This is a genomic window from Advenella incenata (genome assembly GCF_004217095.1).
In the GTDB taxonomy this organism is placed as follows: Bacteria; Pseudomonadota; Gammaproteobacteria; order Burkholderiales; family Burkholderiaceae_B; genus Advenella; species Advenella incenata.
This window is the reverse complement of record NZ_SHKO01000001.1, coordinates 1,623,324-1,647,079: the sequence shown is the minus strand read 5'-3', so window position 1 is coordinate 1,647,079 and position 23,756 is coordinate 1,623,324. Positions and strand designations below refer to the sequence as shown.

The 23,756-nt window shown below is 56.6% G+C and carries 22 protein-coding genes; 14 read left to right on the top strand and 8 right to left on the bottom strand.

Annotated features, from left to right (window positions below):
- Window positions 1-126 precede the first annotated feature (126 nt).
- Together mutL and miaA are read left to right on the top strand one after the other, a co-directional pair.
- Window positions 127-2,067 carry a DNA mismatch repair endonuclease MutL gene (gene mutL, locus EV681_RS07480; RefSeq protein WP_130303632.1) on the top strand — a complete coding sequence of 647 codons (1,941 nt, stop codon included), beginning with the start codon at window positions 127-129 and terminating at the stop codon, window positions 2,065-2,067.
- Window positions 2,022-2,996, top strand: coding sequence for a tRNA (adenosine(37)-N6)-dimethylallyltransferase MiaA (miaA, locus tag EV681_RS07475; RefSeq protein WP_130304045.1), 975 nt, complete (start codon window positions 2,022-2,024; stop codon window positions 2,994-2,996). The genes mutL and miaA overlap by 46 nt, the downstream gene beginning before the upstream one ends.
- A gap of 55 nt (window positions 2,997-3,051) precedes the next feature.
- Here miaA and purM read toward each other — a convergent pair whose 3' ends face one another.
- A complete protein-coding gene (gene purM, locus EV681_RS07470) occupies window positions 3,052-4,101 on the bottom strand; it encodes a phosphoribosylformylglycinamidine cyclo-ligase (RefSeq protein WP_128395426.1) in 1,050 nt (349 codons plus the stop codon).
- 60 nt (window positions 4,102-4,161) lie between these two features.
- On the opposite strand from purM, the gene EV681_RS07465 reads away from it, so the two are divergent.
- From EV681_RS07465 to folK, 5 genes are read left to right on the top strand one after another with little or no spacing between them, the layout of a single operon-like run.
- A complete protein-coding gene (locus tag EV681_RS07465; RefSeq protein ID WP_165392969.1) occupies window positions 4,162-5,226 on the top strand; it encodes an AI-2E family transporter in 1,065 nt (354 codons plus the stop codon).
- A complete protein-coding gene (hda, locus tag EV681_RS07460; RefSeq protein ID WP_128395424.1) occupies window positions 5,223-5,897 on the top strand; it encodes a DnaA regulatory inactivator Hda in 675 nt (224 codons plus the stop codon). The genes EV681_RS07465 and hda overlap by 4 nt, the downstream gene beginning before the upstream one ends.
- A 19-nt stretch (window positions 5,898-5,916) precedes the next feature.
- Window positions 5,917-6,597 carry an HAD family hydrolase gene (locus EV681_RS07455; protein WP_130303631.1) on the top strand — a complete coding sequence of 227 codons (681 nt, stop codon included), beginning with the start codon at window positions 5,917-5,919 and terminating at the stop codon, window positions 6,595-6,597.
- A gap of 23 nt (window positions 6,598-6,620) precedes the next feature.
- The gene (pcnB, locus tag EV681_RS07450) at window positions 6,621-8,021 is read left to right on the top strand and encodes a polynucleotide adenylyltransferase PcnB (RefSeq protein WP_128395422.1); all 1,401 of its coding nucleotides are present in this window, start codon (window positions 6,621-6,623) and stop codon (window positions 8,019-8,021) included.
- A gap of 4 nt (window positions 8,022-8,025) precedes the next feature.
- Window positions 8,026-8,529 carry a 2-amino-4-hydroxy-6-hydroxymethyldihydropteridine diphosphokinase gene (gene folK, locus EV681_RS07445; RefSeq protein WP_128395571.1) on the top strand — a complete coding sequence of 168 codons (504 nt, stop codon included), beginning with the start codon at window positions 8,026-8,028 and terminating at the stop codon, window positions 8,527-8,529.
- Window positions 8,530-8,554: 25 nt separating this feature from the next.
- Here the strand turns inward: folK and EV681_RS07440 are convergent, their stop codons facing one another.
- From EV681_RS07440 to EV681_RS07420, 5 genes are all read right to left on the bottom strand, one after another.
- Window positions 8,555-9,526, bottom strand: coding sequence for a peptide ABC transporter ATP-binding protein (locus EV681_RS07440; RefSeq protein WP_130303630.1), 972 nt, complete (start codon window positions 9,524-9,526; stop codon window positions 8,555-8,557).
- Window positions 9,523-10,503, bottom strand: a complete 981-nt coding sequence (locus EV681_RS07435; RefSeq protein WP_130303629.1) for an ABC transporter ATP-binding protein — start codon at window positions 10,501-10,503, stop codon at window positions 9,523-9,525. The genes EV681_RS07440 and EV681_RS07435 overlap by 4 nt, the downstream gene beginning before the upstream one ends.
- A 9-nt stretch (window positions 10,504-10,512) precedes the next feature.
- Complete coding sequence (locus EV681_RS07430) at window positions 10,513-11,436, bottom strand: ABC transporter permease subunit (RefSeq protein ID WP_423191200.1); 924 nt, start codon at window positions 11,434-11,436, stop codon at window positions 10,513-10,515.
- A 7-nt stretch (window positions 11,437-11,443) separates the two neighbouring features.
- Entirely contained in the window at window positions 11,444-12,472 is a 1,029-nt protein-coding gene (locus tag EV681_RS07425; protein WP_128395418.1) for an ABC transporter permease subunit, read from the bottom strand.
- A gap of 137 nt (window positions 12,473-12,609) precedes the next feature.
- Complete coding sequence (locus EV681_RS07420) at window positions 12,610-14,208, bottom strand: ABC transporter substrate-binding protein (RefSeq protein ID WP_128395417.1); 1,599 nt, start codon at window positions 14,206-14,208, stop codon at window positions 12,610-12,612.
- A gap of 128 nt (window positions 14,209-14,336) precedes the next feature.
- On the opposite strand from EV681_RS07420, the gene EV681_RS07415 reads away from it, so the two are divergent.
- Both EV681_RS07415 and EV681_RS07410 read left to right on the top strand, forming a co-directional pair.
- The gene (locus tag EV681_RS07415; protein ID WP_130303627.1) at window positions 14,337-14,612 is read left to right on the top strand and encodes a hypothetical protein; all 276 of its coding nucleotides are present in this window, start codon (window positions 14,337-14,339) and stop codon (window positions 14,610-14,612) included.
- Window positions 14,613-14,742: 130 nt separating this feature from the next.
- On the top strand, window positions 14,743-15,777 hold the full coding sequence (locus EV681_RS07410; RefSeq protein ID WP_130303626.1) for an alpha/beta hydrolase: 1,035 nt from the start codon (window positions 14,743-14,745) through the stop codon (window positions 15,775-15,777).
- A gap of 181 nt (window positions 15,778-15,958) precedes the next feature.
- Here the strand turns inward: EV681_RS07410 and EV681_RS07405 are convergent, their stop codons facing one another.
- Window positions 15,959-17,479 (bottom strand): fumarate hydratase, encoded by a 1,521-nt coding sequence (locus EV681_RS07405; protein ID WP_128395415.1) that lies wholly within the window; start codon window positions 17,477-17,479, stop codon window positions 15,959-15,961.
- Window positions 17,480-17,504: 25 nt separating this feature from the next.
- Window positions 17,505-18,272, bottom strand: coding sequence for a crotonase/enoyl-CoA hydratase family protein (locus EV681_RS07400; RefSeq protein ID WP_128395414.1), 768 nt, complete (start codon window positions 18,270-18,272; stop codon window positions 17,505-17,507).
- Between the two features lie 159 nt (window positions 18,273-18,431).
- Between EV681_RS07400 and glyQ the strand changes: the two genes are divergently transcribed.
- From glyQ to EV681_RS07375, 5 genes are read left to right on the top strand one after another with little or no spacing between them, the layout of a single operon-like run.
- A complete protein-coding gene (glyQ, locus tag EV681_RS07395) occupies window positions 18,432-19,334 on the top strand; it encodes a glycine--tRNA ligase subunit alpha (RefSeq protein ID WP_128395413.1) in 903 nt (300 codons plus the stop codon).
- Window positions 19,331-21,466 (top strand): glycine--tRNA ligase subunit beta, encoded by a 2,136-nt coding sequence (glyS, locus tag EV681_RS07390; protein WP_130303625.1) that lies wholly within the window; start codon window positions 19,331-19,333, stop codon window positions 21,464-21,466. The genes glyQ and glyS overlap by 4 nt, the downstream gene beginning before the upstream one ends.
- Window positions 21,463-22,002 (top strand): D-glycero-beta-D-manno-heptose 1,7-bisphosphate 7-phosphatase, encoded by a 540-nt coding sequence (gmhB, locus tag EV681_RS07385; protein WP_128395411.1) that lies wholly within the window; start codon window positions 21,463-21,465, stop codon window positions 22,000-22,002. The genes glyS and gmhB overlap by 4 nt, the downstream gene beginning before the upstream one ends.
- Window positions 22,003-22,004: 2 nt before the next feature.
- Window positions 22,005-22,739, top strand: a complete 735-nt coding sequence (locus EV681_RS07380; protein WP_128395410.1) for a lysophospholipid acyltransferase family protein — start codon at window positions 22,005-22,007, stop codon at window positions 22,737-22,739.
- A complete protein-coding gene (locus tag EV681_RS07375) occupies window positions 22,723-23,523 on the top strand; it encodes a M48 family metallopeptidase (RefSeq protein WP_130303624.1) in 801 nt (266 codons plus the stop codon). Before EV681_RS07380 ends, EV681_RS07375 begins: the two co-directional genes overlap by 17 nt.
- Window positions 23,524-23,756: the final 233 nt, after the last annotated feature.

The window sequence follows — 23,756 nt, the reverse complement described above, 5'->3', positions numbered from 1 at the left end:
GTATTCGGAGGCGTTATTATTTGCAGCATCGCCGGGCAACTGATCTGCCATGGCCCGACTTGCGTGTACGGCAATCGTCAAACACGTTAAAATGAAAAATTGCCCTTCTCTCTTTACGCTGCCCCCATGTCCGACCGCCGCCATATTGCTCCCCTGCCCGACACGCTGATCAGCCAGATCGCGGCCGGCGAGGTTATTGAACGCCCGGCCTCTGTTCTCAAGGAACTACTGGAAAATGCACTGGATGCCGGCGCCCGCAGCATTGAAATCAGGCTTGACGGCGGCGGCATTCGCCGCATTTGCATTACCGATGACGGCCATGGCATTCCCCGGGAAGAACTGGCGCTTGCGCTGACCCGCCACGCAACCAGCAAGATCAACAGTCTGGGAGACCTGGAATCGGTCAGTTCCATGGGGTTTCGTGGTGAAGCCCTGGCCTCTATTGCCTCGGTGGCTCGCCTGACCCTCACATCCCGCACTGAAAGCGACGAGCATGCATGGCAGATTGATGGGACCGCGCTGCAGATCAGCCCGGCGGCTGGCAGCACAGGAACCACCATTGACGTGCGCCAGCTTTTTGACGCTGTGCCGGCCCGCCGCAAATTTCTGAAATCGGAACCAACCGAACTGGGCCACTGCCTGACTGTCGCCGAGCGCATTGCCTTGGCCAACCCGGCCATCGCCTTTCGCCTGTTTCATAATGGTAAAGCCTACAAACAGTGGATGCCGGTAGATTTATTGCAACGCATCCGCGATGTGCTGGGCAATGAATTTACCCAAGCTGGGCTGCCCGTAGACGCCCAATTGCCCGCTGCCGGCTTGCGAGGCCTGATCACGCTGCCCAACGCTGCGCGTGCCCGCGCCGATCGTCAGTATCTATATGTGAATGGTCGCTTTGTACGGGATCGCACCGTTACACACGCCGTACGCACGGCCTATGCCGATGTCCTGCATGGCGATCGGCAACCGGCCTATGTGCTGTTCCTGGATATAGACCCCACCGCGGTGGATGTGAACGTACATCCGGCCAAGCATGAAGTGCGCTTTCGGGACAGCGGTGCCATTCACCGCTTTGTGGGACAAGTACTCACCCAGGCCCTGGCTGGTGTTGGTGGCGAAGCGGCTGCAGCCAATGCCCTGCCTGCCAGGATGCCAGCCGGCCTGGAACCCACCGGACAGACCGCCTATATACAGAATTCAGATAGCGATCGCGCCAGCGACATGACAACCGACGGCGCACATACCCGTGAAGCAATCCGGATTACTCCGGGCTATCAATCCTCCCTGCATTTACACAGCGCATCACCGCAATCGACGGAACACTGGAAACAGTTCTACTCGCCGCTGGAATCGACCTCGCCGCATCTGGGCGAACCACAACACAGCCTGGCCATGCCCGGGACGGCAAGCGTCTTTAAGCCAGCAGTCAATGGTATGGCCAATGCCGGCATCGGCCTGCCCGACACCGGTGATCAGGCCGACCCCTATCCGCTGGGCATGGCGCTGGGGCAACTTCATGGCATCTATATTCTGGCCCAGAATGCCCGGGGGCTGATTTTGGTCGATATGCACGCCGCTCACGAGCGCGTTGTCTATGAACGCCTGAAAACACTGCTCGATCAGCAGGCGTTGCCTCAGCAGGAACTGCTGGTTCCGTATGTGATTCATTGCTCCGAGCGCGATATTGCCGTGATGGAAAGCCATAAGGAACAGTTGGCCACGCTCGGCCTGACCGTCAGCGCCACCGGCCCGCAGTCGCTGGCCGTGCGTTCGGTACCCAGCCTGCTGGCTGGCGGCGACATTGAGGCGCTGGTTCTCAATGTCCTGAAGGAGCTGGAGATGGTGGGTCACTCCGAACAGCTTACCGGTCAGCGCAATGAACTGCTCTCGACCATGGCCTGCCACGGTTCGGTGCGCGCCAATCGCCGCCTGACTCTTGAGGAAATGAACGCCTTGTTGCGCCAGATGGAGCATACGGAGCGAGCCAACCAGTGCAATCACGGCCGCCCGACCTGGTTTCAATGGAGCATGAACGACCTGGATCGTCTGTTCATGCGCGGCCAGTGACGCAGCCGGTATTCTGCCTGGCTGGCCCTACCGCGTCGGGCAAAAGCGCCAGTGTGCTGGCATTGGCCCGGCGCTGGCCAATCGAAATCATCAATGTCGATTCAGCCACCATTTATACCGGCATGGATATTGGCACTGCCAAGCCCACGCTGCAGGAGCAGGCCTCAACACCCCAGCATCTGCTGGATATCCGGGATCCGACAGAATCGTATAGTGCTGCGCAGTTTGTGCAGGATACCCAGTTGCTGATCGATCAAATACGCGCTCGTGGCCGCATACCCGTACTGGCTGGCGGCACCATGATGTACTTCAATGCGCTGCGCCAGGGCTTGCATGCATTGCCGCAGGCAGACCCGGTGATCCGCGCCGATATTGAGCAAATGGCAAAACAGCATGGTTGGCCGCATGTTCATGCGCTGTTGCAGCGCCATGATCCGGTCACGGCGGCCCGGCTTGCCCCCAATGACCGACAGCGAATCCAGCGCATGCTTGAAGTTTGCCTGATTACCGGCCAACCGTATTCGTCACTGATAGCGGCTGAAGGCGAACGCACCGGTACCGATACCTTTCACATGGTGAGCCTGGAGCCTTCGGAGCGCCTGCAGTTGCACGATCGCATTGCCTTGCGTTTTGACCAGATGCTAGAGCTGGGGCTGGTGGGGGAAGTGGAACAGCTGTGGCGCCGGGGGGATCTGCACGAGAATTTGCCCGCGATACGCTGCGTCGGCTATCGCCAGATCTGGCAACATCTTGCCGGCCAGGACAGCCTGCAGCACGCGCGGGAAAAAGCCATTGCCGCGACCAGGCAGCTTGCCAAGCGGCAGCTTACGTGGTTGCGCAGCATGCCGGACCGTCAGGTCATCGATTGCCTGCAGGCAGACGTCGCCAGCCGCGTCATCGACGCCGCGGCCACGGTCATGCCGCACTAAACCCAACCCGCCAAGCTAAGCGTCCACCGGGCCGGCACAGCCGGCCCGTAACGCGTCAGACCACCACAGCCTGGGGCATGCCGTCTTCCTGGCGCACGATTTGTCCGAGATCGAAAACGGTTTCGCCCTGTTCCTGCAAAGTGGCCGTGATGGCCGCGGCCTGATCGGCAGCAACCACGATAACCATGCCGATACCGCAATTGAATACGCGATGCATTTCGGTGTCGTCAACCTGTCCTTCCTGCTGCAGCCACTGAAACAGGGGTGGCAACGTCCAGGCTGCCTTTTCCATACGTGCGCTCAGGCCTTCCTGCAAGATACGCGGAACGTTGTCAAGCAGCCCGCCGCCAGTAATATGTGCCAGGCCCTTGATCGCTGTGCCATGTTGGGCCAGCGCTGCCAGCACTTGCTTTACATAGATGCGGGTGGGCGCCATGACCACGTCAACCAGTGGCTGACCGTGAAAATCATCGTCTGGACGGGCGCCGGCGCGCTCCAGAATCTTGCGGATGAGCGAAAAACCATTTGAATGCGCGCCGCTTGAGGCCAGGCCCAGGATGCGATCACCCTCTATAATGCTTTTGCCATCGATAATGGCAGATTTATCGACCGCGCCAACCGCAAAACCGGCCAGGTCATATTCGCCATCGGGGTACATGCCCGGCATTTCAGCCGTTTCACCACCAATCAGGGCGCAGCCAGACAACTCGCAGCCTTTGGCAATGCCACCCACGACCTGGGCAGCGGTGTCGACCGACAATTTTCCACAAGCGAAATAATCCAGGAAAAACAGCGGCTCTGCGCCCTGCACCAGGATATCGTTAACACTCATGGCCACCAGATCTATGCCCACGGTACTATGGCGGTTCCACTCAAAAGCCAGACGCAGTTTGGTGCCAACGCCGTCGGTTCCGGAAACCAGCACCGGCTCGCGAAATTTCTTCGGCACTTCAAACAACGCCCCAAAACCGCCGATGCCCGCCATGACGCCTTCGCGCATGGTTTTGGCCGCCAGCGGCTTGATCCGGTCAACCAGCGCATCCCCGGCGTCGATGTCTACCCCCGCATCGCGATACGTTAAGGAAGATTTGTTTGAATTTGTCATGAGCAGGCTGCCTAAATATGTAAAATGTCAATTAATCGAACAGGAAGGCCTTATTTTACGATGAACGAATATATTTTGCGCCGGAAACAGACCCTTCTCTGGTCAGGAGTCGGCCTGGTACTACTCGTTGTCCTGTATGTCCTGTCTCCCGTATTGACTCCATTCATGCTTGGCATGGCGCTGGCCTACATTCTCGTGCCCGGCGTCAACATGCTTGTCGCCCTCAAATTGCCTCGCTGGCTGGCCGTCGGCATCATGTTTTTCCTGTTGTTTGCCATCATCCTGGGAGTGCTGCTGATTGTCATCCCGCTGGTGCGCAAGGAAGTCGGGCTGGCCATTGAGCAATTGCCCGGCTGGGTTGCGCAGTACAATATCAACCTGGCCCCCCGCCTGAACCAGCTGTTTGGCGTATCGGCCGAAATTGATATCCTCAAAATCCGGGAAGTGCTGCAGGATGCCATAACCGGTACCGACAGCCTGACAACAACCATTATTACCTATGCCAAATCCAGCGGATCGGCTGTCATTTTCTTTTTTGTGAACCTACTGATCACGCCCGTGGTACTGGTTTATCTGCTGTTTGACTGGGACAAGTTCATTCTGTCGATCCGCGAAGTCATACCGCGACGCTATCTGGATGGTACCCTTAGCGTATTTCGCGATATTGATCGCCTGTTGTCCAGCTTTTTGCGCGGGCAGATCCTGGTTATGCTGATTCTGGCCTTCTACTATAGTATGGGCCTGTCGCTGGCCGGGTTCGAAAGTGCCATTCCGATTGGGGTATTGACCGGGATGCTGGTGTTCATTCCCTATCTGGGAGTCACTTTCGGCTTGTTGCTGGCTATTTTGTCGGCGCTGTTGCAGTTTGACAATTATTATGGCCTGATTTCCGTGGCCATCGTGTATGGACTCGGGCAGATCCTGGAAGGCATGGTGCTGACACCCAAAATCATGGGCGAGCGTATCGGCCTGCACCCACTGGTCATTATTTTTGCACTGTTTGTCTTTGGACAGATTTTCGGTTTCTTCGGGGTGCTGATGGCCCTGCCCATCAGCGCCGCCTTGTCGGTGCTGATCCGCCGTGTATACGGTCAGTATCGTCGCAGTGATTTTTATAAGACATGAAAGAACAACTTATCCTGGACGTCCTGCCGGTCGTACCTCCCCGTTTCGACAATTTCGTGACGGGCGGCAATGGCGAAACGGTCAGCCGTCTGCTTGGCGTCGCACCCGGCCAGAGCATCTATCTTTGGGGCGAACACGGCAGCGGCAAAACCCATTTGCTGCGCGCTGCCACGCGCCAGCACGGTCTCTACCTGAATACAGCAACCGATATCCTGCCGGACCCGGGCGAACCCATCGCGCCGGGCAGCATTATCGCGGTGGACGATGTGCAAAACCTGTCCGAAGCACAGGCGGCAGCCCTGTTCGGCCTGTTCAACCAGTGGAAGACCAGCCAGCATACGCCTGACGCTTTTACCTTGCTGACCAGCGGCCCTTGCGCCCCCCGCCAATTGGAAATACGCGAAGATCTGCGCACGCGCCTTGCCTGGGACCTGGTTTATCGCCTTGAAACCCTGACCGACGATGAACGTCGCAGCGCGCTGCTGCAACGGGCATCAGACAAAGGCATCCCGCTTAGCGCAGAAGTTACCAACTGGATGTTCAACTATTACGCCCGTGATATGAGTGCCTTGTCATCGCTGCTGGATGCTCTTGATCGCTATTCGCTTGCTGAAAAGCGATCCATCACCGTTCCCTTGTTAAAATCTTACCTTCAATCCAGACATTCCTGAAAAATTTACTTATTTGACTATGACGCAACGACTCGCCCTGTTTGACCTTGACCATACCCTGCTGCCAATCGATACTGATCGCCACTGGGTAGATTTCCTGGCCCGCAATGGCTGGGGCGGCGATCCCAAGGTCGTGCAGGCAAAAAACCATGAGCTCATGGAAAAATACACGGCGGGTACGCTGAAAATAGAAGAATCGGTCGAATTCATGCTGAGTTTTCTGAACCTGCATACACCCTATGAATTGGCGCGCTTTCACGAACAGTACATGCACGAAGTGGTCAGGCCCGCCATGCAAGACAAGGCGGTGGCTCTGGTTGCAAAACATCTGGAACAGGGCGACCTGTGTTGCCTGGTGTCTGCCACCAACGAATTTGTCATCGCGCCGGTTGCCCGTGCCTTTGGCATTCCGCATGTCATCGGCACGGTTCCGGAATACAAAAACGGTCGCTATACAGGCAAGGTCGTCGGTACGCCCAGTTATCAGGCCGGCAAAATCGTCCGCGTCAATGAATGGCTGGGCAACATGGGCCTGACGCTTGAGCACTTTACCGAGAGCTGGTTCTACAGCGACTCCCAGAATGATATTCCGCTGCTTGAAGCGGTAACCCATCCGGTTGCAACCAACCCGGTACCGCCGCTACGCGAACTGGCAAATAAAAAAGGCTGGCCGGTGCTGGATCTATTTCCTTTGCAATAACAGGGACCAACAAAAACAATCACATGATCAAAAATACCATTCGCACATTCGTCAGCCGGCTTTTTGCCGCGCCCGTCCTGAAAGATAAACACCGGGTCTACTCCCACGAGCAGCACAAGATTGACCGACGCCTGGTCTCGCGCAACGCCATCAAGGTCTGCGAAGTGCTGCAACAAAAGGGCTACGATGCATTTATTGTTGGCGGCGCAGTGCGCGACCTGGTCCTGGGCTACGAACCCAAGGATTTTGACGTTGCCACCAGTGCCACGCCCGAGGAAATCCGCCCGCTGTTCCGGCGCGCCCGCATCATTGGCAGGCGTTTTCAACTGGTGCACGTCGTCTTCGGCCAGGAAATTATCGAGACTTCCACATTCCGCGCCCCCTCGCAGGGGGACCAGCACACTGATGCCGATGGCCGCATTCTGAATGACAATGTGTTTGGCACGCAGCAGGAAGATGCCGCCCGTCGCGACTTCACGCTCAACGCGCTGTATTACGACCCAGTCAAGGAAACCGTCATCGATTACCATAATGGCGTAGCCGACCTGAAAAACCATCTGGTCCGCATGATCGGCGACCCGGAAAAACGTTTTCGCGAAGATCCGGTGCGCATGTTGCGCGCCGTGCGCTTTGCCTCCAAACTGAATGGCACGATCGAACCGGCAACACAGGCCCCGATTCGCAATCTGGCCGGCCTGATCAAAAATGTGCCTGACTCTCGCCTGTTTGATGAGACGCTCAAACTGCTGACCTGTGGTAATGCCATCGTCGCGCTGGAGCAATTGCGCAAGGAAGGGCTGCACGAAAACGTGCTGCCGCTAATCGATCAGGTGCTCAGACAGCCCGGCGGCGAACAATTCGTACAGTTAACACTGGAGCGCACCGATCATCGGGTTCGTTCCGGCAAATCGGTCAGCCCGAGCTTTTTGTTTGCAGCGCTGCTGTGGCGACTGGTCGATATTAACTGGAAGAAAAATCTGGAGCGCAAGGAACATCCAATACCCGCGCTAAGCCAGGCCGCCGATCTGGTCATCGATACGCACATCAGTAAAATGGCCATACAGCGTCGGCACACTGCGGACATGCGTGAAATCTGGTTTATGCAGCCGCGCTTTGAACGTCGCATACCCAAACAGATCTGGCGCATGACAGAACAACCGCGCTTTCGCGCTGCGTGTGATTTCCTGCAGTTGCGTGCCGCCTGCAATGAATTTGACAGCGTGCTGGCGCAATGGTGGATGGATCTGGCCGATGCCAATCCTGGCGAGCGTACCGAAATGATTGAAGCCCTCACCGCTGAACAACAGGCGGCCGGGCCAGCGACCGCCCCACGCAAGCGGCGTAAACGGCGCAGCAATGCCAGCAAAGGCAACGCCAGCGGCGATACTGCCGCCGGTAGCGCAAGCCGTCCTGCGGCTTCCTAGCCAGGTGCACAGCGCCTATATTGGCCTGGGGTCGAACCTGGGTGAAAGTGAAGACACACTGTATCGGGCCCTGGACGATATCGCCGCCCTGCCCCATACTGTTTTGCATCAGGTTTCAGACCTGTACCGGACGGCTCCGATAGATTCTTCGGGCCCGGACTACATCAACGCCGTGGCCCGGCTGGCCACCGACCTGCCTGCACCCGATCTGCTGCAAGCGCTGCAGGCCATTGAGCTGAACCATGGCAGGGCACGCCCCTATCGCAATGCACCGCGCACGCTGGATCTGGATATCCTCTGCTATGACGACCTGGTGCAGGACAGCACGCAATTGACTTTGCCGCACCCGCGGATGCACCTGCGCGCGTTTGTGCTGCGCCCGTTGCTGGATATTGCACCTGACATGGTGCTGCACGAACGACCCGTCAACCAATGGCTGGCTGAATGCGACGCGCAGCCCATTACCTTATATCGCCGCTATGCAGACCGGCCGGACAAAGAAACGTAAGCGGCAAAGAACAGCCGCGGACGCATTACACAAACTGCTCGGCCAGATGACAGGCAACCTGCCGACCATCCACCTCACGCAATACCGGCTCCTGGTCACTGCACCGTGCCACCGCATGCGGGCAGCGTTTATGGAAAGCGCAACCTGAAGGAAGGTTCAACGGTGACGGCAGTTCGCCTTCAATCTTGATTTTCACGGTCCGTTTTTCCGGATAGATCGAAGGAGTTGCCGACAGCAGTGCCTGCGTGTAGGGATGCAATGGCTTTTCATACACGGTCTGTTTGGGGCCGCTTTCTGCAATCCGTCCCAGATACATCACCATGACCTCGTCTGCGACATGCTCCACCACCGACAGATTATGGGAAATGAATACATATGACGTATGTAATTGATCCTGCAGATCAAGGAAAAGATTGAGTACCTGGGCCTGAATGGATACATCCAGCGCCGAGGTGGGTTCATCGGCCACAACGATACTGGGACGCAGCATCATCGCGCGGGCAATGGCCACACGCTGGCGCTGGCCGCCGGAGAACATATGCGGGTAACGATAATAATGTTCGGGCCGCAAGCCGACGCGTTGCATCATGTCACGTACGCGTTCCTTGCGTTCGGCGCTTTTCAGGCTGGTGTTGATAATCAGCGGCTCTTCCAGCTGATCGCCAATCTTGCGCCGCGGGTTCAGCGAGCCATAGGGATTCTGAAACACCATCTGCACCTTGCTGCGCAAGGCCTTGATCTGTGAAGACGATCCTGCATCCACCTGGTCCCCTTCCAGCCACAACGTCCCGGAGGTCGGTGCTTCAATCATGGTAATCTGCCGCGCCAGCGTCGATTTGCCGCAACCGGACTCGCCCACCACCGCCAGGGTTTTGCCACGCTCCAATGAAAGCGACACGCCATTGAGCGCCTTGAGCGTGGCACGCGGTTTCATAAATCCCTGCGACACATCATAATAGCGTGTCAGGTTTTCTGTTTTCAATACAATATCGTTCATGACTTGACTTCCTGCAATGGAACCAGCGGTGTGTGACAGCGCACTGCCCTGTCGGCATAGCTGATTAGTTCCGGACGCTCACGCACACAGCGCTCCTGGGCAATAGGACAACGCGGAGAGAGCAGACAGCCCGACGGACGATCGTATTGCCCCGGCACCATGCCCGGCAACGTAGACAAGCGCCGCGAACCACGACAGGATTCGGGAATGGAGGCAATCAAGGCTCGTGTATACGGATGAGCAGGCTCGAAAAAGACATCCCGCACCGCGCCCATTTCGGCGACTTGTCCTGCATACATAACCACCACGCGTTGCGCAACTTCCGAGACAACCGCCAGGTCGTGCGTAATCATGAGCAGAGCCATGCCGCGTTCTTTTTGCAAACGCAGCAGCAAGTCCATAATTTGCGCCTGGATCGTCACGTCCAGTGCAGTGGTAGGTTCGTCGGCAATCAATAGGCGCGGCTCACAGGCTATCGCCATGGCAATGGCCACACGCTGACTCATCCCTCCGGATAACTGATGAGGATAAGCCGACAGACGGCGTTCAGGATCGGGAATTTCCACTTCACGCATCAGCTCAATGGCGCGCTGGCGGCGAGCCTTGCGATCAAGGCCGATATGCACCTTGAGCACTTCCTCGATTTGAAAGCCTACGGTGTAGCTGGGATTTAACGCAGTCATCGGATCCTGGAAAATCATGGCGATATCCTTGCCGATGATCTTGCGCTTTTGCTTGGCAGTCAACGCAGACAATTCCTGCCCATCAAACAGCATCTGGTCCGCCGTCACGTTACCCTGCCCGTCCAGCAAGCCCATCATTGCCATCATGGACACCGATTTGCCCGAGCCGGACTCGCCCACAATACCCAGCAGCTCGCCCTCGTCTACCGTCAGGTCAACGCCATCGACAGCAAGAAAGGGTTTTTCTTTGGTGCCAAACCGCACGCAAAGGTTACGGATGTTCAATAAACTCATTCGTGACTCCTATGCCGCGCGTTTCAATTTGGGATCCAGCGCATCGCGCAGACCATCGCCCACCAAATTGATGGCCAGTACCGTGAGCAGAATGGTCAGCCCGGGAAAGGTGACCACCCACCAGGCACTGGTAATGTAATCGCGCGCCGTCGCCAGCATTGTGCCCCACTCCGGCGCCGGAGGCTGCACGCCCAGCCCCAGAAAGCCCAGGGCGGCAATATCCAGGATGGCCGAAGAGAACCCCAGTGTCGCCTGCACGATCAGCGGCGCCATGCAATTGGGCAACACGGTGATAAACATCAGGCGCAACACTCCGGCGCCGGTTACGCGAGAGGCCATGACATAATCCTTGCTCAGCTCGCTCATGGCCGAGGCCCGCACAATGCGCATGTAACCGGGCAAACCTACGACTGCAATTGCAATCATTGCATTTGTGATACCGGGACCGAGCACCGCCATGATTGCAATGGCCAGCAGCACCGATGGCAAAGACATCATGATGTCAGCCATGCGCATAAGCAAACGCCCGGCGGTATGCGGGAAAAAGGCCGCCAGCAGACCAAGCAGAATGCCGGGCACCAGCGTGATGACCACTGCTGAAAAACCAATGACCAGCGACAGCCGTGCGCCATGCATCAGTCGTGAAAGAATGTCCCGGCCGGCCTCGTCGGTGCCCAGCAGATAGGCTGCGCTACCGCCTTGCTGCCAGGCCGGCGGCTGCAGCATATGATCACGAAACTGCATCAGTGGGTCGTACGGCGCCAGCCATGGCGCCAGCGCAGCGGCCAGAACCATGATGACCAGAAAACAGAAGCCGGCGACCGCGCCCCGGTTATTGGAAAAACTATCGATAAACTCACGCAAAGGAGACGGATACGAGATGACGCCAGCCGTTGCTGCGCTGGTTTCGGCCACAGAGAGTTGATTCATGATGTCGTCCTTATTTTGCATGACGGATCCGTGGGTTGACAACGCCGTAAACGATGTCCACCACCAGATTGACCAGGATGATCAGGACGGCCACGATCAACAGGCCATTTTGCACCACCGGGTAGTCGCGCCGGAAAATGGCATCAACCAGCCACTTGCCGATGCCCGGCCAGGAGAAAATAGTTTCCGTGAGCACGGCTCCGCCAATCAGCGTGCTAATTTGCAGGCCAATCACTGTTACCACGGAAATCATGGCGTTGCGCAACGTATGGACAAAGATGACTCGTCGTGGCGACAGCCCTTTGGCCCTAGCTGTTCGGACATAATCTTCGCCCATGACTTCAAGCATCGAAGAGCGGGTCATCCGCGAGATGACCGCCAGAGGAATAGTTCCCAGCACAACAGAGGGCAAAATCAGGTGCATGACCGCATCCAGGAAAGCGCCGCTGTTGTATTCGGGGTCCTGGATCTGCGCGATCACCGAGTCGATCAACATGAAGCCGGTATAGGGCTGCACGTCATAGGTCAGGCTGATACGGCCAGAAACTGGCGTCCAGCCCAGATAGGACGAAAACAGCATGATCAGCATCAGGCCCCACCAGAAAATCGGCATGGAGTACCCGGTCAGCGACAAGCCCATGACCCCATGGTCAAGGAACGTGCCACGCTTGATGGCGGCCAGCACGCCAAGCAAAATGCCGAAGACTGTGCCAAACAACAGGGCACAGATACCCAGCTCCAGCGTGGCCGGAAACAAGGCTGCAAATTCTCCCCAGACACTACTCTGGCTGGAAAAGGACTTGCCAAAATCACCCTGCAGCAAACCGCCCAGATAGTTCAGATATTGGATATGCAGCGGCTGATCCAACCCAAGCCGCGCCATGATGGACTTGTACATTTCCGGGTCGACATTGCGTTCACCCAGCATCGTCATCACCGGATCACCGGGAATCATATGAATAAGAAGAAACGTCAGGATCGTGATGCCGAAAAATGTCGGGATCAGAATTGCCAGACGTCTGAGAATAAAGGAAAACATGAGGCCAGCCTCCGTGGACACGCAGGCCATTTGAGATATGACCGGTTTATTGCACGTATCCTGAAAAAACATATGCCAAAACGAAAGCTACCCTGTCGGGGCAGCCTTCGTTTTGGCTCCTACGATAGTCGAAATTGTTATTTCAGACTGACGCCATAGAACTGAAAGAGGCCGAACGGACTAATCTTGAAGCCTTCGACTTTCTTGTTCATGGGAACGTTCACAATCGATGTGCCGATTGGAGACATGGGCATCTGTTCATGGAAGATTTTCTGGGCTTCCTTGTACAGCTGGGTGCGCTCCTGCTTGTCGGTTACACGCTTGGCCTTGACCACCAGCTCGTCAAACGGTTTATAACAGAAGCGCGAATAGTTGACGCCACCGACCGAGTTGCACGACAGCAGGTTGCCCAGCCAATTATCCGGGTCACCGTTATCGCCGGTCCAGCCCACCATGATGGCGTCATGCGTACCCTGTTTGGCACGCTTGAGATATTCACCCCATTCATAGGTACTGATTTTAACCTTGACACCGATTTTGGCCCAGTCCGACTGAATCATTTCAGCCATCAGGCGGCCATTCGGGTTATAGGGGCGCACCACGGGCAAAGACCACAAGCCCATGTCAAACCCATCGGGATAGCCGGCTTGTTTGAGCAGCTCCTTGGCTTTCTCAACGTCTGTCGGACGGCTTTTGATCGTGTCGTCATAAGACCACTGACTGGACGGCATGGGGCCATCGGCCAGCACGCCCTGCCCGCCATAGACCGCCTTGATAATGGCCGGTTTATTAATGGCCATGTCCAGCGCTATACGCACCTCGGGTTTCTTTAATTGCTCTTTTTCAGTGTTGTAGTAAATGAAACCCACGTTAAAGCCAGGATTGGACTGCACCTTCAGATTGGGATCCTGCTTGAGCCGTTCAACATCGGCTGGCAAGGGATATGAAGCCAGCTGGCACTCATTGGCCTTGAGCTTCTGGGCGCGGACAGACGGATCTTTGGTGATGGCGAAAATCAGATTATCCACCAGCGGACCTTCAGCCTTGTCCCAATAATCTTTGTTGGCCTTGTAGCGAATTTGGGCGTCTTTCTGATAGCGCTCAAAAATAAACGGGCCGGTACCCAGCGGCTGCTGGTTAATCATCTCGGGTTTGCCGTCGGCGAGCAGCTTTTCCATATATTCCTTGGAATGAATAATGGCAAACGGCATGGCCATATTCTGCACAAAAGCGGCATCCACTTCGTTCAGCGTGAACTTGACCGTATTGTCATCCACTTTTTCCACCGACTTCAGGTTCTTGTCCAAACCCATATCAGTAAAGTATGGGAACTCGGTCGGATAAGCCTTACGAAACGGATGATCCTTACTCATCATTCGCTGAAACGTATACACCACGTCATCTGCAGTCAGGCCGCGGGTGGGGGTGAAAAAGCGCGAAGTCTGAAACTTGACGCCTGGGCGCAGATGGAAGGTGTACACCAGCCCGTCTTCGGAAATATCCCATTTTTCAGCCAGTGCCGGGATCACTTCAGTGGAGCCACGCTCGAAACCCACCAGCCCGTTGTAGACTGTTTCGGCAGAGACATCGAAATCGGTACCGGCGCTATATTGTGCTGTATCAAAACCGGCCGGGCTGCCTTCTGAGCAATAGACCAGTGTGCCTGCCGCCTGCGCTGTTGTCGCAAGTCCACCTAGCAGGGCTGTCAGAATCATGCGTGTCGCATTTATCTTCATTACAGTTCCTTTGAAAATAAGGTAAAAAGCCAGCCTCGTGCCGCAATCATGCGGGGGCTGACTTGAACAGCGCAAGGTTACAGACCGTAGATCAGGGAAACAATTAGGAAATACCCAAAGCCGCTGTCTTGAAACGAACGATCCTTGGCCACAATCAGGATCATTGTGTAACCAATTACAACGGCAATAAGTTGGTTCGTTCTGCAGCGGCGGTACTTGAATGCGCCGTCGGAGCGTTTTATAGCTGTGCGACCTTTGTAGTTTTACAGCTGTACGGCCTTTCGCTACATGGATTTGCCTATAAGCTTTTGATTAGAAATTATCATCGCAATATCCCTTGCGTCAACCTTTGGCTGCACAAAGCAGACACAGATTACGTTGCAGCAAATATCCACTACACCTGACTGGCTCATGGCCAGGGCAGCTTATAATCGTTCGAAATAAATACTGACCCTGGTGTTGGCACACTCGTCAAGCGGCCGAGTGCCTGGCGCAATTGGCGTTCACCGGGGATATGCCGCAAGAGGAGACAACATGAGTATTGCTATGCGAACTGCAGCGGTGGCGCTGCCTGCCTTCGCACTATTGGCCGGGTGCGCACAAACAGGCGGACTAAACGTAAAGGAAGTCGGCAGCTATCACATCGGTGGCGAGCCGGTCACACTCAAAGGCTTGCCAACCAAGAAAATGGTGTACAGCCCGGGTTCGCCTCCGGTAACGTTAAATCCCAATGGCGATTTCGTCGCCGGACAAATGTACACCCGTTACACCATCCTGGAAAAACCGCGGGCCAGTGTGCCCATGCTGATGTGGCACGGCGGTGGACTATCGGGTACGACGTATGAAACCAAACCTGACGGTAAACCAGGCTGGGAAATGGATTTTTTGCACGACGGCTGGAGTGTGTATGTGAGCGATGCGGTCGAGCGTGGCCGTGCATCATGGGCGCGCTATCCTGAAATATTCCAGAGCGAACCCGTGTTCCGCACCAAAAAGGAAGCCTGGGAATTGTTCCGCATTGGCAAGACCTATGCGAGTGACCCGAAAGCACGACAGGCAATCCCCGGTACCCTGTTTCCAATCGCCGCTTTCGACCAGTTCGCCAAGCAAAGCATCCCGCGCTGGGCGACAAACGACGAGCGCACGCAGCAAGCCTACGACCAGTATGTACAACAAGCCTGCCCATGCGTGATTGTGGTGCACAGCCAGGGTGGCAATTTTGCGCTCACATCTGCGCTAAAGTACCCAGACAAAGTCAAGGGCGTGGTGCTGGTCGAACCCAGCGGTTCGCCAGACCCGGATAAAACAGATCTGACGCCCTTGCGTGAAGTGCCGATGCTATGGGTTTGGGGTGATTACATTCAGGACTACCCATTTTGGAAGAGCATCAAGGAACGACAGGAGCGTTTCCGTGCCGCACTGAACCGCGCCGGCGGCCACGGTGACCTGTTGGATCTGCCGGCACAGGGAATCCACGGCAACAGCCACATGCTGATGATGGACTCCAATTCCCGGCAGATATCAGGTCTGATCCAGGATTGGCTGAAAAAACAGGGGCTGGTGCGTTGACGATGATGACAGCACCTTGCCACAACCTAACGTTGGCCAGGCCCATCCATCCGGACTGAACCGGCACCCATGGCGGCGTTCGCAACGCCATGACGCCATCGGCAGGATGATCCAAACAAAAAAAACCTGCAGCGCCAGGCTGCAGGCCTTTCCTTTTTCGCCTAAACGAATCTTCAACGCATCAGGCAGGTACCGGAATAATACCGATTTTCGCCTGCCACTCGCGCGGCCCCGTCTTGTGCACCGAGGTGCCACTGGAGTCGACGGCAACCGTCACCGGCATATCCTTGACATCGAATTCGTAAATGGCTTCCATGCCCAGGTCTTCGAACCCAACCACTTTGGCGCCGCGAATGGCTTTGGACACCAGATAGGCCGACCCGCCCACTGCCATCAGATAGGCAGAACGATGATTCTTGATTGATTCGATGGCGACCGGACCGCGTTCGGCCTTACCGATCATCGCGATCAAACCGGTTTTCTCCAGCATCATGTCAGTGAATTTGTCCATGCGAGTGGCTGTCGTTGGACCTGCAGGCCCCACCACTTCATCGCGCACCGGATCGACCGGCCCCACATAATAAATGACGCGGTTGGTGAAATCGACCGGCAGCGGTTCGCCTTTTGCCAGCATGTCCTGAATGCGCTTATGTGCCGCGTCGCGGCCGGTGAGCATCTTGCCGTTCAAGAGCAGCGTCTGACCGGGCTGCCAGCTGGCCACTTCTTCTTTGGTCAGCGTATCCAGGTTCACCTGCTTGGAGGCATTGTAGTCAGGGGCCCAGTGCACGTCAGGCCAGTCGGACAGCGATGGCGGCGTCAGGTTCGCCACGCCCGATCCGTCCAGCACAAAATGCACGTGGCGGGTCGCCGCGCAGTTGGGAATCATGGCGATGGGTTTAGAGGCCGCATGGGTCGGATAGGTACTGATCTTGATATCCAGCACCGTGGTCAGGCCGCCCAGGCCCTGCGCACCAATACCCAATGCATTGACTTTTTCGTACAGTTCGATCCGCAACTCTTCCAGTTTGTTTTGCGGACCGCGGGCCAGCAGCTCGTACATGTCGATGTCTTCCATCAGCGACTGCTTGGCCATCAGCATGGCTTTTTCAGCCGTGCCGCCAACGCCGATGCCCAGCATGCCTGGCGGGCACCAGCCAGCCCCCATGAGTGGCACAGTTTTCAATACCCAATCCACAATGGAGTCGCTGGGGTTGAGCATGGCAAACTTGGATTTATTTTCGGAACCGCCTCCCTTGGAAGCGACCTGTACATCGACCGTATTGCCCGGCACCAGTTCCACATGCAAAATACAGGGCGTGTTGTCCTTGGTATTTTTGCGGTCGAAAATCGGATCAGAAAGCACCGACGCACGCAGTTTGTTGTCCGGATCCAGGTAACCGCGACGCACCCCTTCATCACACGCTTCCTGCAAGGTACAGGACAGATCGAAACGCACGTCCATGCCCACTTTCAGGAATACATTCACAATGCCCGTATCCTGGCAGATAGGACGCTTGCCCTCGGCGCACATACGCGAGTTGGTCAGAATCTGGGCAATTGCGTCTTTGGCTGCCGCACTTTGCTCGCGTTCATAAGCACGGGCCAGATGCTGAATATAATCGGCCGGATGGTAGTAGCTGATGAACTGAATTGCATCTGCAATAGACTGGATCAGATCATCTTGTTTGATTACAGTTGTCATGATTGAATGTATTTGCTAGTAAAAGTTACCTGCCCTTCCAGACGGGAGGGCGTTTTTCGGCGAAGGCAGTGGCGCCTTCCTTGGCATCTTCCGATGAAAAAATGTGGGCCATGCGGGGGTTCTGCAGGGCAAACATATCGTCTGTGCGCCAGTCCAGTGATTCGGTCACGATCTGCTTGACCGTGCGAACCGCCAGTGGACCGTTTGCAGCGATTTTCTCGGCCAATTTTAACGCAGCTTCCAGTGCCGTGCCGGGTTCCACCAGATCGTTGACCAAACCGAGCTCGTGCGCGCGCTTGGCGGCAATCATATCGCCAGTCAGCAGCGCTTCCATGGCAACGTGGTAAGGCAGGCGGCGCGGCAGGCGCAACATGCCGCCCGACCCGGGAACCAGTCCGCGCTTGACTTCGGGCAGTCCGAAACTGGCGTTATTGGCGGCGACAATCAGGTCGCAGGCCAGGGCCAGCTCAAATCCGCCGGCCAGGGCATAGCCTTCAACGGCGGCAATCAGCGGTTTGGCCGGCGGCGCTTCGGCCAGTCCGCCCAGCCCGCGCCCAGGAACCACCGCGCGGCGTTGGGTACGGGCAAATTCCTTCAGATCCATGCCAGAGCAGAAGGTATTGCCTTCACCGCGTAAAATACCGACGGTCAGATTGTCATCGGCATCAAGCCGGTCCAGCGCATCGGCCAGCGCAAATGAAGTGTCGTAGGTGAGTGCATTGCGCGCCTCGGGACGATTGATCGTCAGAATAAGGACGCGACCACGTATTTCGGACTTGATTAATTCAGACATGAGAGCTCCAGACTGCCATTTTCGGGATACCAGAACTTTAAATCATTCCGCGCGCAAAATCCGCCCATATGGTTGCCATCTCGCAAGAAACAGCCGAATACCGCGGCAAATCCGTTAAAATCGGCGATTCAGCTTTTTCTAATTATCTTGAGTCCGTCCATGCTAACTTTTCAGCAGATTATCCTGAAACTCCAGGAATACTGGGATACCCAAGGCTGCGCCCTGCTGCAGCCCTACGATATGGAAGTGGGAGCCGGTACATCGCACACCGCCACGTTTCTGCGCGCCATCGGACCCGAGCCGTGGCACGCTGCCTATGTGCAGCCGTCACGCCGCCCCAAAGATGGTCGCTATGGCGAAAATCCCAACCGTCTGCAGCATTATTACCAATATCAGGTTGTCCTCAAGCCAGCGCCGCCGGATATCCTGGATCTGTACATCGGATCTCTGAAGGCACTGGGCATCAACCCGCAGGAGCACGACATCCGCTTCGTCGAAGATGATTGGGAAAATCCCACGCTCGGCGCCTGGGGACTGGGCTGGGAAGTCTGGCTCAATGGCATGGAAGTGACCCAGTTTACCTATTTCCAACAGGTGGGCGGCCTGGACTGCCCCGCTACCCTGGGTGAAATCACATACGGTCTGGAACGGCTGGCAATGTATCTTCAGGATGTGGAAAGCGTTTACGATCTGGTCTGGACCGTGCGGCCCAGTGGTGAAAAAGTGCTGTATCGCGATGTGTTTCACCAGAACGAGGTGGAACAGTCCACCTACAACTTTGAATATGCCAATACCGATATGTTGTTTGCGCATTTTAACGACTACGAAAAAGAAGCCGCCCGTCTGGTGGAGATTCCGCTGGCCCTGCCCGCGTATGAGTCAGTGCTGAAGGCCGCCCACACATTCAATATGCTTGATGCGCGCGGCGCCATCAGCGTAACGGAACGCGCAGCCTATATCGGCCGCATCCGCAATCTGTCGCGCAAGGTCGCCCAGGCTTACTATGATTCACGCGAGCAACTCGGCTTCCCTATGCTCAAGAATAACAAGGCAGTATCATGAATTCGCCCTTACTTGTTGAACTGTTTACCGAAGAACTTCCACCGCGGGCCCTGCAAAAGCTCGGACAGGCGTTCGCCGACAGCCTTGCGCAGGCGCTGGCCAAGCAGCATCTGCTGGGCTCAGACAATGTGACCCAATGCTTTGCCACCCCGCGCCGGCTGGCAGCGCAGTTAAGCAGCGTACTGGCGGTCGCCCCCGATCAGCCGTTTTCCGAAAAACTCATGCCTGTCAAAGTGGGCCTGGACGCAAATGGCCAGGCCACGCCGGCCCTGCAGAAAAAACTGGCGGCGAAAAATCTGTCGCACCTGACGCCGGCTGATCTTGCCCGCGAATCCGATGGCAAGCAGGAATACCTGGTTGCCCATGGCACTGCTGCCGGTGCGCAATTGCAAAACGTGCTGCAGGCCGCCATTGAATCGGCCTTGGCAGACCTGCCCATTCCGAAGGTCATGCGTTATCAATTGGCCGACGGCCAGACGAGCGTACGCTTTGTGCGGCCAATCCATGGTCTGGTCGTACTGCACGGCAGCACGGTGTTGCCCGTCACCATTCTGGGCATTGAAGCCGGCAACAGCACACACGGCCACCGCTTCATGAGCGAAGGCCCCATCACGCTGGCCCATGCAGATGACTATGCCGCGACGCTGGCCGACAAGGGCCGTGTCATTGCCTCTTTCGAAGCGCGCCGCGCCGCCATCCGCCAGCAGCTTGATGCATCCGCAAAGACGTTGGGCGCTTCGCTGGGTGACGAAGCAGAAGTAACGCCACTACTGGACGAGGTCACCGCCCTGGTTGAGCACCCGACCGTTTATGTCGGGCAATTCGATGAGAAATTTCTTGCCGTGCCACAGGAATGCCTGATTCTGACCATGCGCCTGAACCAGAAGTATTTTCCGCTGTTCGATCCGGCCAGCGGCAGGCTTATTCACAAATTCCTGATCGTCAGTAATATGCAAGTGGCCGACCCGCATCATATTGTCCAGGGCAACGAACGGGTGATTCGCCCGCGTCTGGCCGATGCCGAGTTCTTTTTCGAGACGGACAGAAAGCTGCCACTGGCCTCGCGGGTGGCGCAACTGGACAATATCGTCTATCACAACAAGCTAGGTTCGCAGCATGACCGTATCGAACGCCTGCGCCGCATCAGCTCGCGCCTTGCTGAAGACCTGAACGCCAATGTCGCCCTGGCCGATCGCGCAGCACAGCTTGCCAAGGCCGACCTGACCTCCAATATGGTGGGAGAATTCCCCGAGCTGCAAGGTATCATGGGCGGCTACTACGCCCAGGCCGACGGCGAGCCCGCCGAAGTGGTCCAGGCGCTCAACGGTCAGTACCGCACTCGGTTCGATAGCCCTGTCAACGACGATAACCTGATATCGGCCATTCTCTTTATTGCCGAGCGCATTGAAACGCTGGTCGGCATCTGGGGCATCGGGCTACAGCCTTCCGGTGAGCGTGATCCGTTCGGACTGCGCCGCGCGGCGCTGGGCATTATCAGTGCGATCGAACAACTGGCGATCGGCGGCTATCTGGCCACCACGCCGGCGAACCCGACGCGCTTTAATCTGCCTGCGTTGCTGGCTTTTGCCATGACCACTTTCAGTCCCGGCACACTGCATTCTGATACAGCCGAGGAAGTGCTGGTCTATATCTACGAACGATATCGCAATCAGCTCAGCGGCGACTATGCCAAATCGGTGGTGGATGCGGTGATTGCCGTGCAGCCTGCGCTGCAGGAAGTGTCCGCCAGAATCAAGGCCGTAACAGCGTTTGCCCAATTGCCGGAAGCAGAAAGCCTGGCCGCCGCCAATAAACGAATCGGCAATCTGCTGAAAAAAACCGAAGGCAGTCTGCCTGCCATTGATCCATCCCTTTTCACTGAGCCGGCTGAAAAAGCGCTGTTCGATGCGCTGCACGGAATCGAAGCAACGGCGCGTGCTGACGCTGCCCAGGGACATTTTGAGAAAAGCCTGGCCGCGGTGGCGCAAACCCGGGGGGCCGTGGATGATTTCTTTACCCATGTCATGGTAATGGCTGAAGATCCGGCCGTTCGCAACAATCGCCTGGCCTTGCTGTCGCAACTGCACGCCACCATGAATCTGGTGGCCGATATATCAAGGCTGGCCCAATGAAGCTGGCCATTCTTGATCGCGACGGCGTCATCAACGAAGATCGGCCGGACTTCATTAAATCTGCCGATGAATGGGTAGCCCTGCCCGGCAGCCTTGAAGCCATTGCCCGTCTTAGCCGCGCCGGCTGGAAAGTGGTTGTGGCCACCAATCAGTCCGGCCTGGGACGCGGGTTATTCACGCCCGACGACCTGACCGCCATTCACCAGAAAATGCAACAACAACTGGCTGCGTTGGGCGGCCACATAGACGCCATTTTCATGTGTCCGCATCTGCCGGATGCCGGATGCAATTGCCGCAAGCCATTGCCCGGCATGTTCCTGGAAATACTCAAACGCTATGATGCCCCTGCCCACGACGTCGTGTGTGTCGGCGATTCCCTCAGGGACATCACCGCTGCACATGTGGCCGGTTGCCAGACCTGGTTGGTGGAAACCGGCAACGGACAGAAGACCCGCAACGACCCCGGTCTGCCCAAATCTGTACAAATCAGGCCGACTCTGGCCGATGTGGTCGACAGCTGGCTTACGGAATCCTGATCATGCTTTTTCTTCGCTCTGTTCTTTTCCTGCTTTTCCAGGCAATCACCGTTGTGCCCTACGCCATCGGATGCATGCTGGTTTTGCCGCTGCCCTTTATCTGGCGCTATCGCTATACCGCGGGCTGGCCACGTATGGTGATATGGGCTGCCAAAATATTTGTCGGCATTCGCTACGAACTCAAGGGGCAGCATCATATTCCTGATGCGCCAATTATTTTTCTGAGCAAACATCAGTCTACCTACGAAACCATGTTTTTCGCCTGGTTTCCGCGTCGACCAGCCTGCTTCGTCTACAAGAAGGAGCTCAATTACATCCCTTTCTTTGGCTGGGGCCTGGCCAGTCTGCGCAATATAGCCATTAATCGGCAAAAAGGGAAAAATGCCATGCAGCAAGTCATGGAAATTGGCACACAGCGCCTGGCCGAAGGCCGTTCCCCGGTGCTCTTTCCCGAAGGAACGCGCATCCCGCCGGGTCAGGCGGGCACCTACAAACTGGGTGGCACGCGACTGGCCGTCCATGCCAATACGCCGATCATTCCGGTCGCGCATAATGCCGGGGAGTGCTGGCCCAAAAAACCGTTTACCAAAAAGCCGGGCCTGGTTACCATTTCCTTTGGCCCACCCATTGAACCGGCGGGCAGAACGCCCGACGAAGTCATGAAAGAGGTACGTGACTGGATCGAAGGTGAAATGCGCGTGCTCAATCCTGAACGCTATCATGACGTCGCAGTCTGAACTGTTCCGTACGCCTGGCCCAAGCCTGCCCGATGGCGCACGCCTGCGCACCGTGGCAACCGTGCACGGGCTCATTACCTTTACCCTGGCGCGCAGCAGACGCCGCAGTATCGGCTTTGTGATCGGCAGCGAAGGGTTGCGTGTGACGGCGCCCTATTGGGTGTCGCTGAAACAGATTGACGAGGCCGTGCTGGAAAAAGCCGAGTGGATCCAGAAAAAACTGGATTTCTGGCGCCAGCGCAACGAGACAGCCGACCAAGCTCAACAGTCCTGGCTTGCCTGCACACAACTTCCTTATCTGGGTGCGACTATTTCAATTGACATTGATGTCGACGCGCGCCAGGCGCGCTTCGATGGCGACCACTTTGCCCCCCAGCTCCAGGACACGCTTTGGCTTGCCTTGCCGGCCAATGCCAGTGCAGAACAGCGGCGCGCCGCAGCAGCCCACTGGCTGCAGACGCAGGCGCAACAATATTTTGATCAGCGCATCCACGCACTTGCGAACAATGCCGGCCTGCGGTTCCAAGCATGGCGGCTGTCGCGCGCCCGCGCCCGCTGGGGCTCATGCAATAGCAGCGGGAGCATTCGCCTTAACTGGCGGCTGATCCACTTCACGCCGGATATTATTGACTATGTCATCGCGCATGAACTAGCCCATTTGAAGCAAATGAACCACAGCGCGCGGTTCTGGCAACAAGTCGGCATCATCCTGCCGGGCTACGAAGCGGCCATGCAGAAACTGAAAACAACCGATATGTCTACCCTGCCCGCCCTGCAGGCCTGACACGCAATGTGATGGCCGCCCGGTCTTCGTTACACGGCGATAGCATTCAACCCTTTTTTTCCTGGCCCGCAACGCATGGCACCGTGATCATCTGAACGGACAATGGAATACTGCGCACTGCCTGTTTTTTTGCCATTGAAGTCGCAACGATGCACCATCAGCGAACACCACCATATGACAGTTGCAAAACCATCGCCGCCGGCGCGCAAACAACCATCCAAACTCACTGACGG

Excerpts from the sequence above, each read along its gene's own strand:
- EV681_RS07375 (WP_130303624.1), top strand. The coding sequence starts at position 22,723 with ATGACGTCGCAGTCTGAACTGTTCCGTACGCCTGGCCCAAGCCTGCCC.
- EV681_RS07455 (WP_130303631.1), top strand. The coding sequence starts at position 5,917 with ATGACGCAACGACTCGCCCTGTTTGACCTTGACCATACCCTGCTGCCA.
- glyS (WP_130303625.1), top strand. The coding sequence starts at position 19,331 with ATGAATTCGCCCTTACTTGTTGAACTGTTTACCGAAGAACTTCCACCG.
- EV681_RS07420 (WP_128395417.1), bottom strand. The coding sequence starts at position 14,208 with ATGAAGATAAATGCGACACGCATGATTCTGACAGCCCTGCTAGGTGGA.
- EV681_RS07400 (WP_128395414.1), bottom strand. The coding sequence starts at position 18,272 with ATGTCTGAATTAATCAAGTCCGAAATACGTGGTCGCGTCCTTATTCTG.
- miaA (WP_130304045.1), top strand. The coding sequence starts at position 2,022 with ATGGAGCATGAACGACCTGGATCGTCTGTTCATGCGCGGCCAGTGACG.
- EV681_RS07405 (WP_128395415.1), bottom strand. The coding sequence starts at position 17,479 with ATGACAACTGTAATCAAACAAGATGATCTGATCCAGTCTATTGCAGAT.
- EV681_RS07410 (WP_130303626.1), top strand. The coding sequence starts at position 14,743 with ATGAGTATTGCTATGCGAACTGCAGCGGTGGCGCTGCCTGCCTTCGCA.
- pcnB (WP_128395422.1), top strand. The coding sequence starts at position 6,621 with ATGATCAAAAATACCATTCGCACATTCGTCAGCCGGCTTTTTGCCGCG.
- EV681_RS07440 (WP_130303630.1), bottom strand. The coding sequence starts at position 9,526 with ATGAACGATATTGTATTGAAAACAGAAAACCTGACACGCTATTATGAT.
- EV681_RS07435 (WP_130303629.1), bottom strand. The coding sequence starts at position 10,503 with ATGAGTTTATTGAACATCCGTAACCTTTGCGTGCGGTTTGGCACCAAA.
- EV681_RS07380 (WP_128395410.1), top strand. The coding sequence starts at position 22,005 with ATGCTTTTTCTTCGCTCTGTTCTTTTCCTGCTTTTCCAGGCAATCACC.
- glyQ (WP_128395413.1), top strand. The coding sequence starts at position 18,432 with ATGCTAACTTTTCAGCAGATTATCCTGAAACTCCAGGAATACTGGGAT.
- EV681_RS07465 (WP_165392969.1), top strand. The coding sequence starts at position 4,162 with ATGAACGAATATATTTTGCGCCGGAAACAGACCCTTCTCTGGTCAGGA.
- EV681_RS07425 (WP_128395418.1), bottom strand. The coding sequence starts at position 12,472 with ATGTTTTCCTTTATTCTCAGACGTCTGGCAATTCTGATCCCGACATTT.
- gmhB (WP_128395411.1), top strand. The coding sequence starts at position 21,463 with ATGAAGCTGGCCATTCTTGATCGCGACGGCGTCATCAACGAAGATCGG.
- hda (WP_128395424.1), top strand. The coding sequence starts at position 5,223 with ATGAAAGAACAACTTATCCTGGACGTCCTGCCGGTCGTACCTCCCCGT.
- mutL (WP_130303632.1), top strand. The coding sequence starts at position 127 with ATGTCCGACCGCCGCCATATTGCTCCCCTGCCCGACACGCTGATCAGC.
- purM (WP_128395426.1), bottom strand. The coding sequence starts at position 4,101 with ATGACAAATTCAAACAAATCTTCCTTAACGTATCGCGATGCGGGGGTA.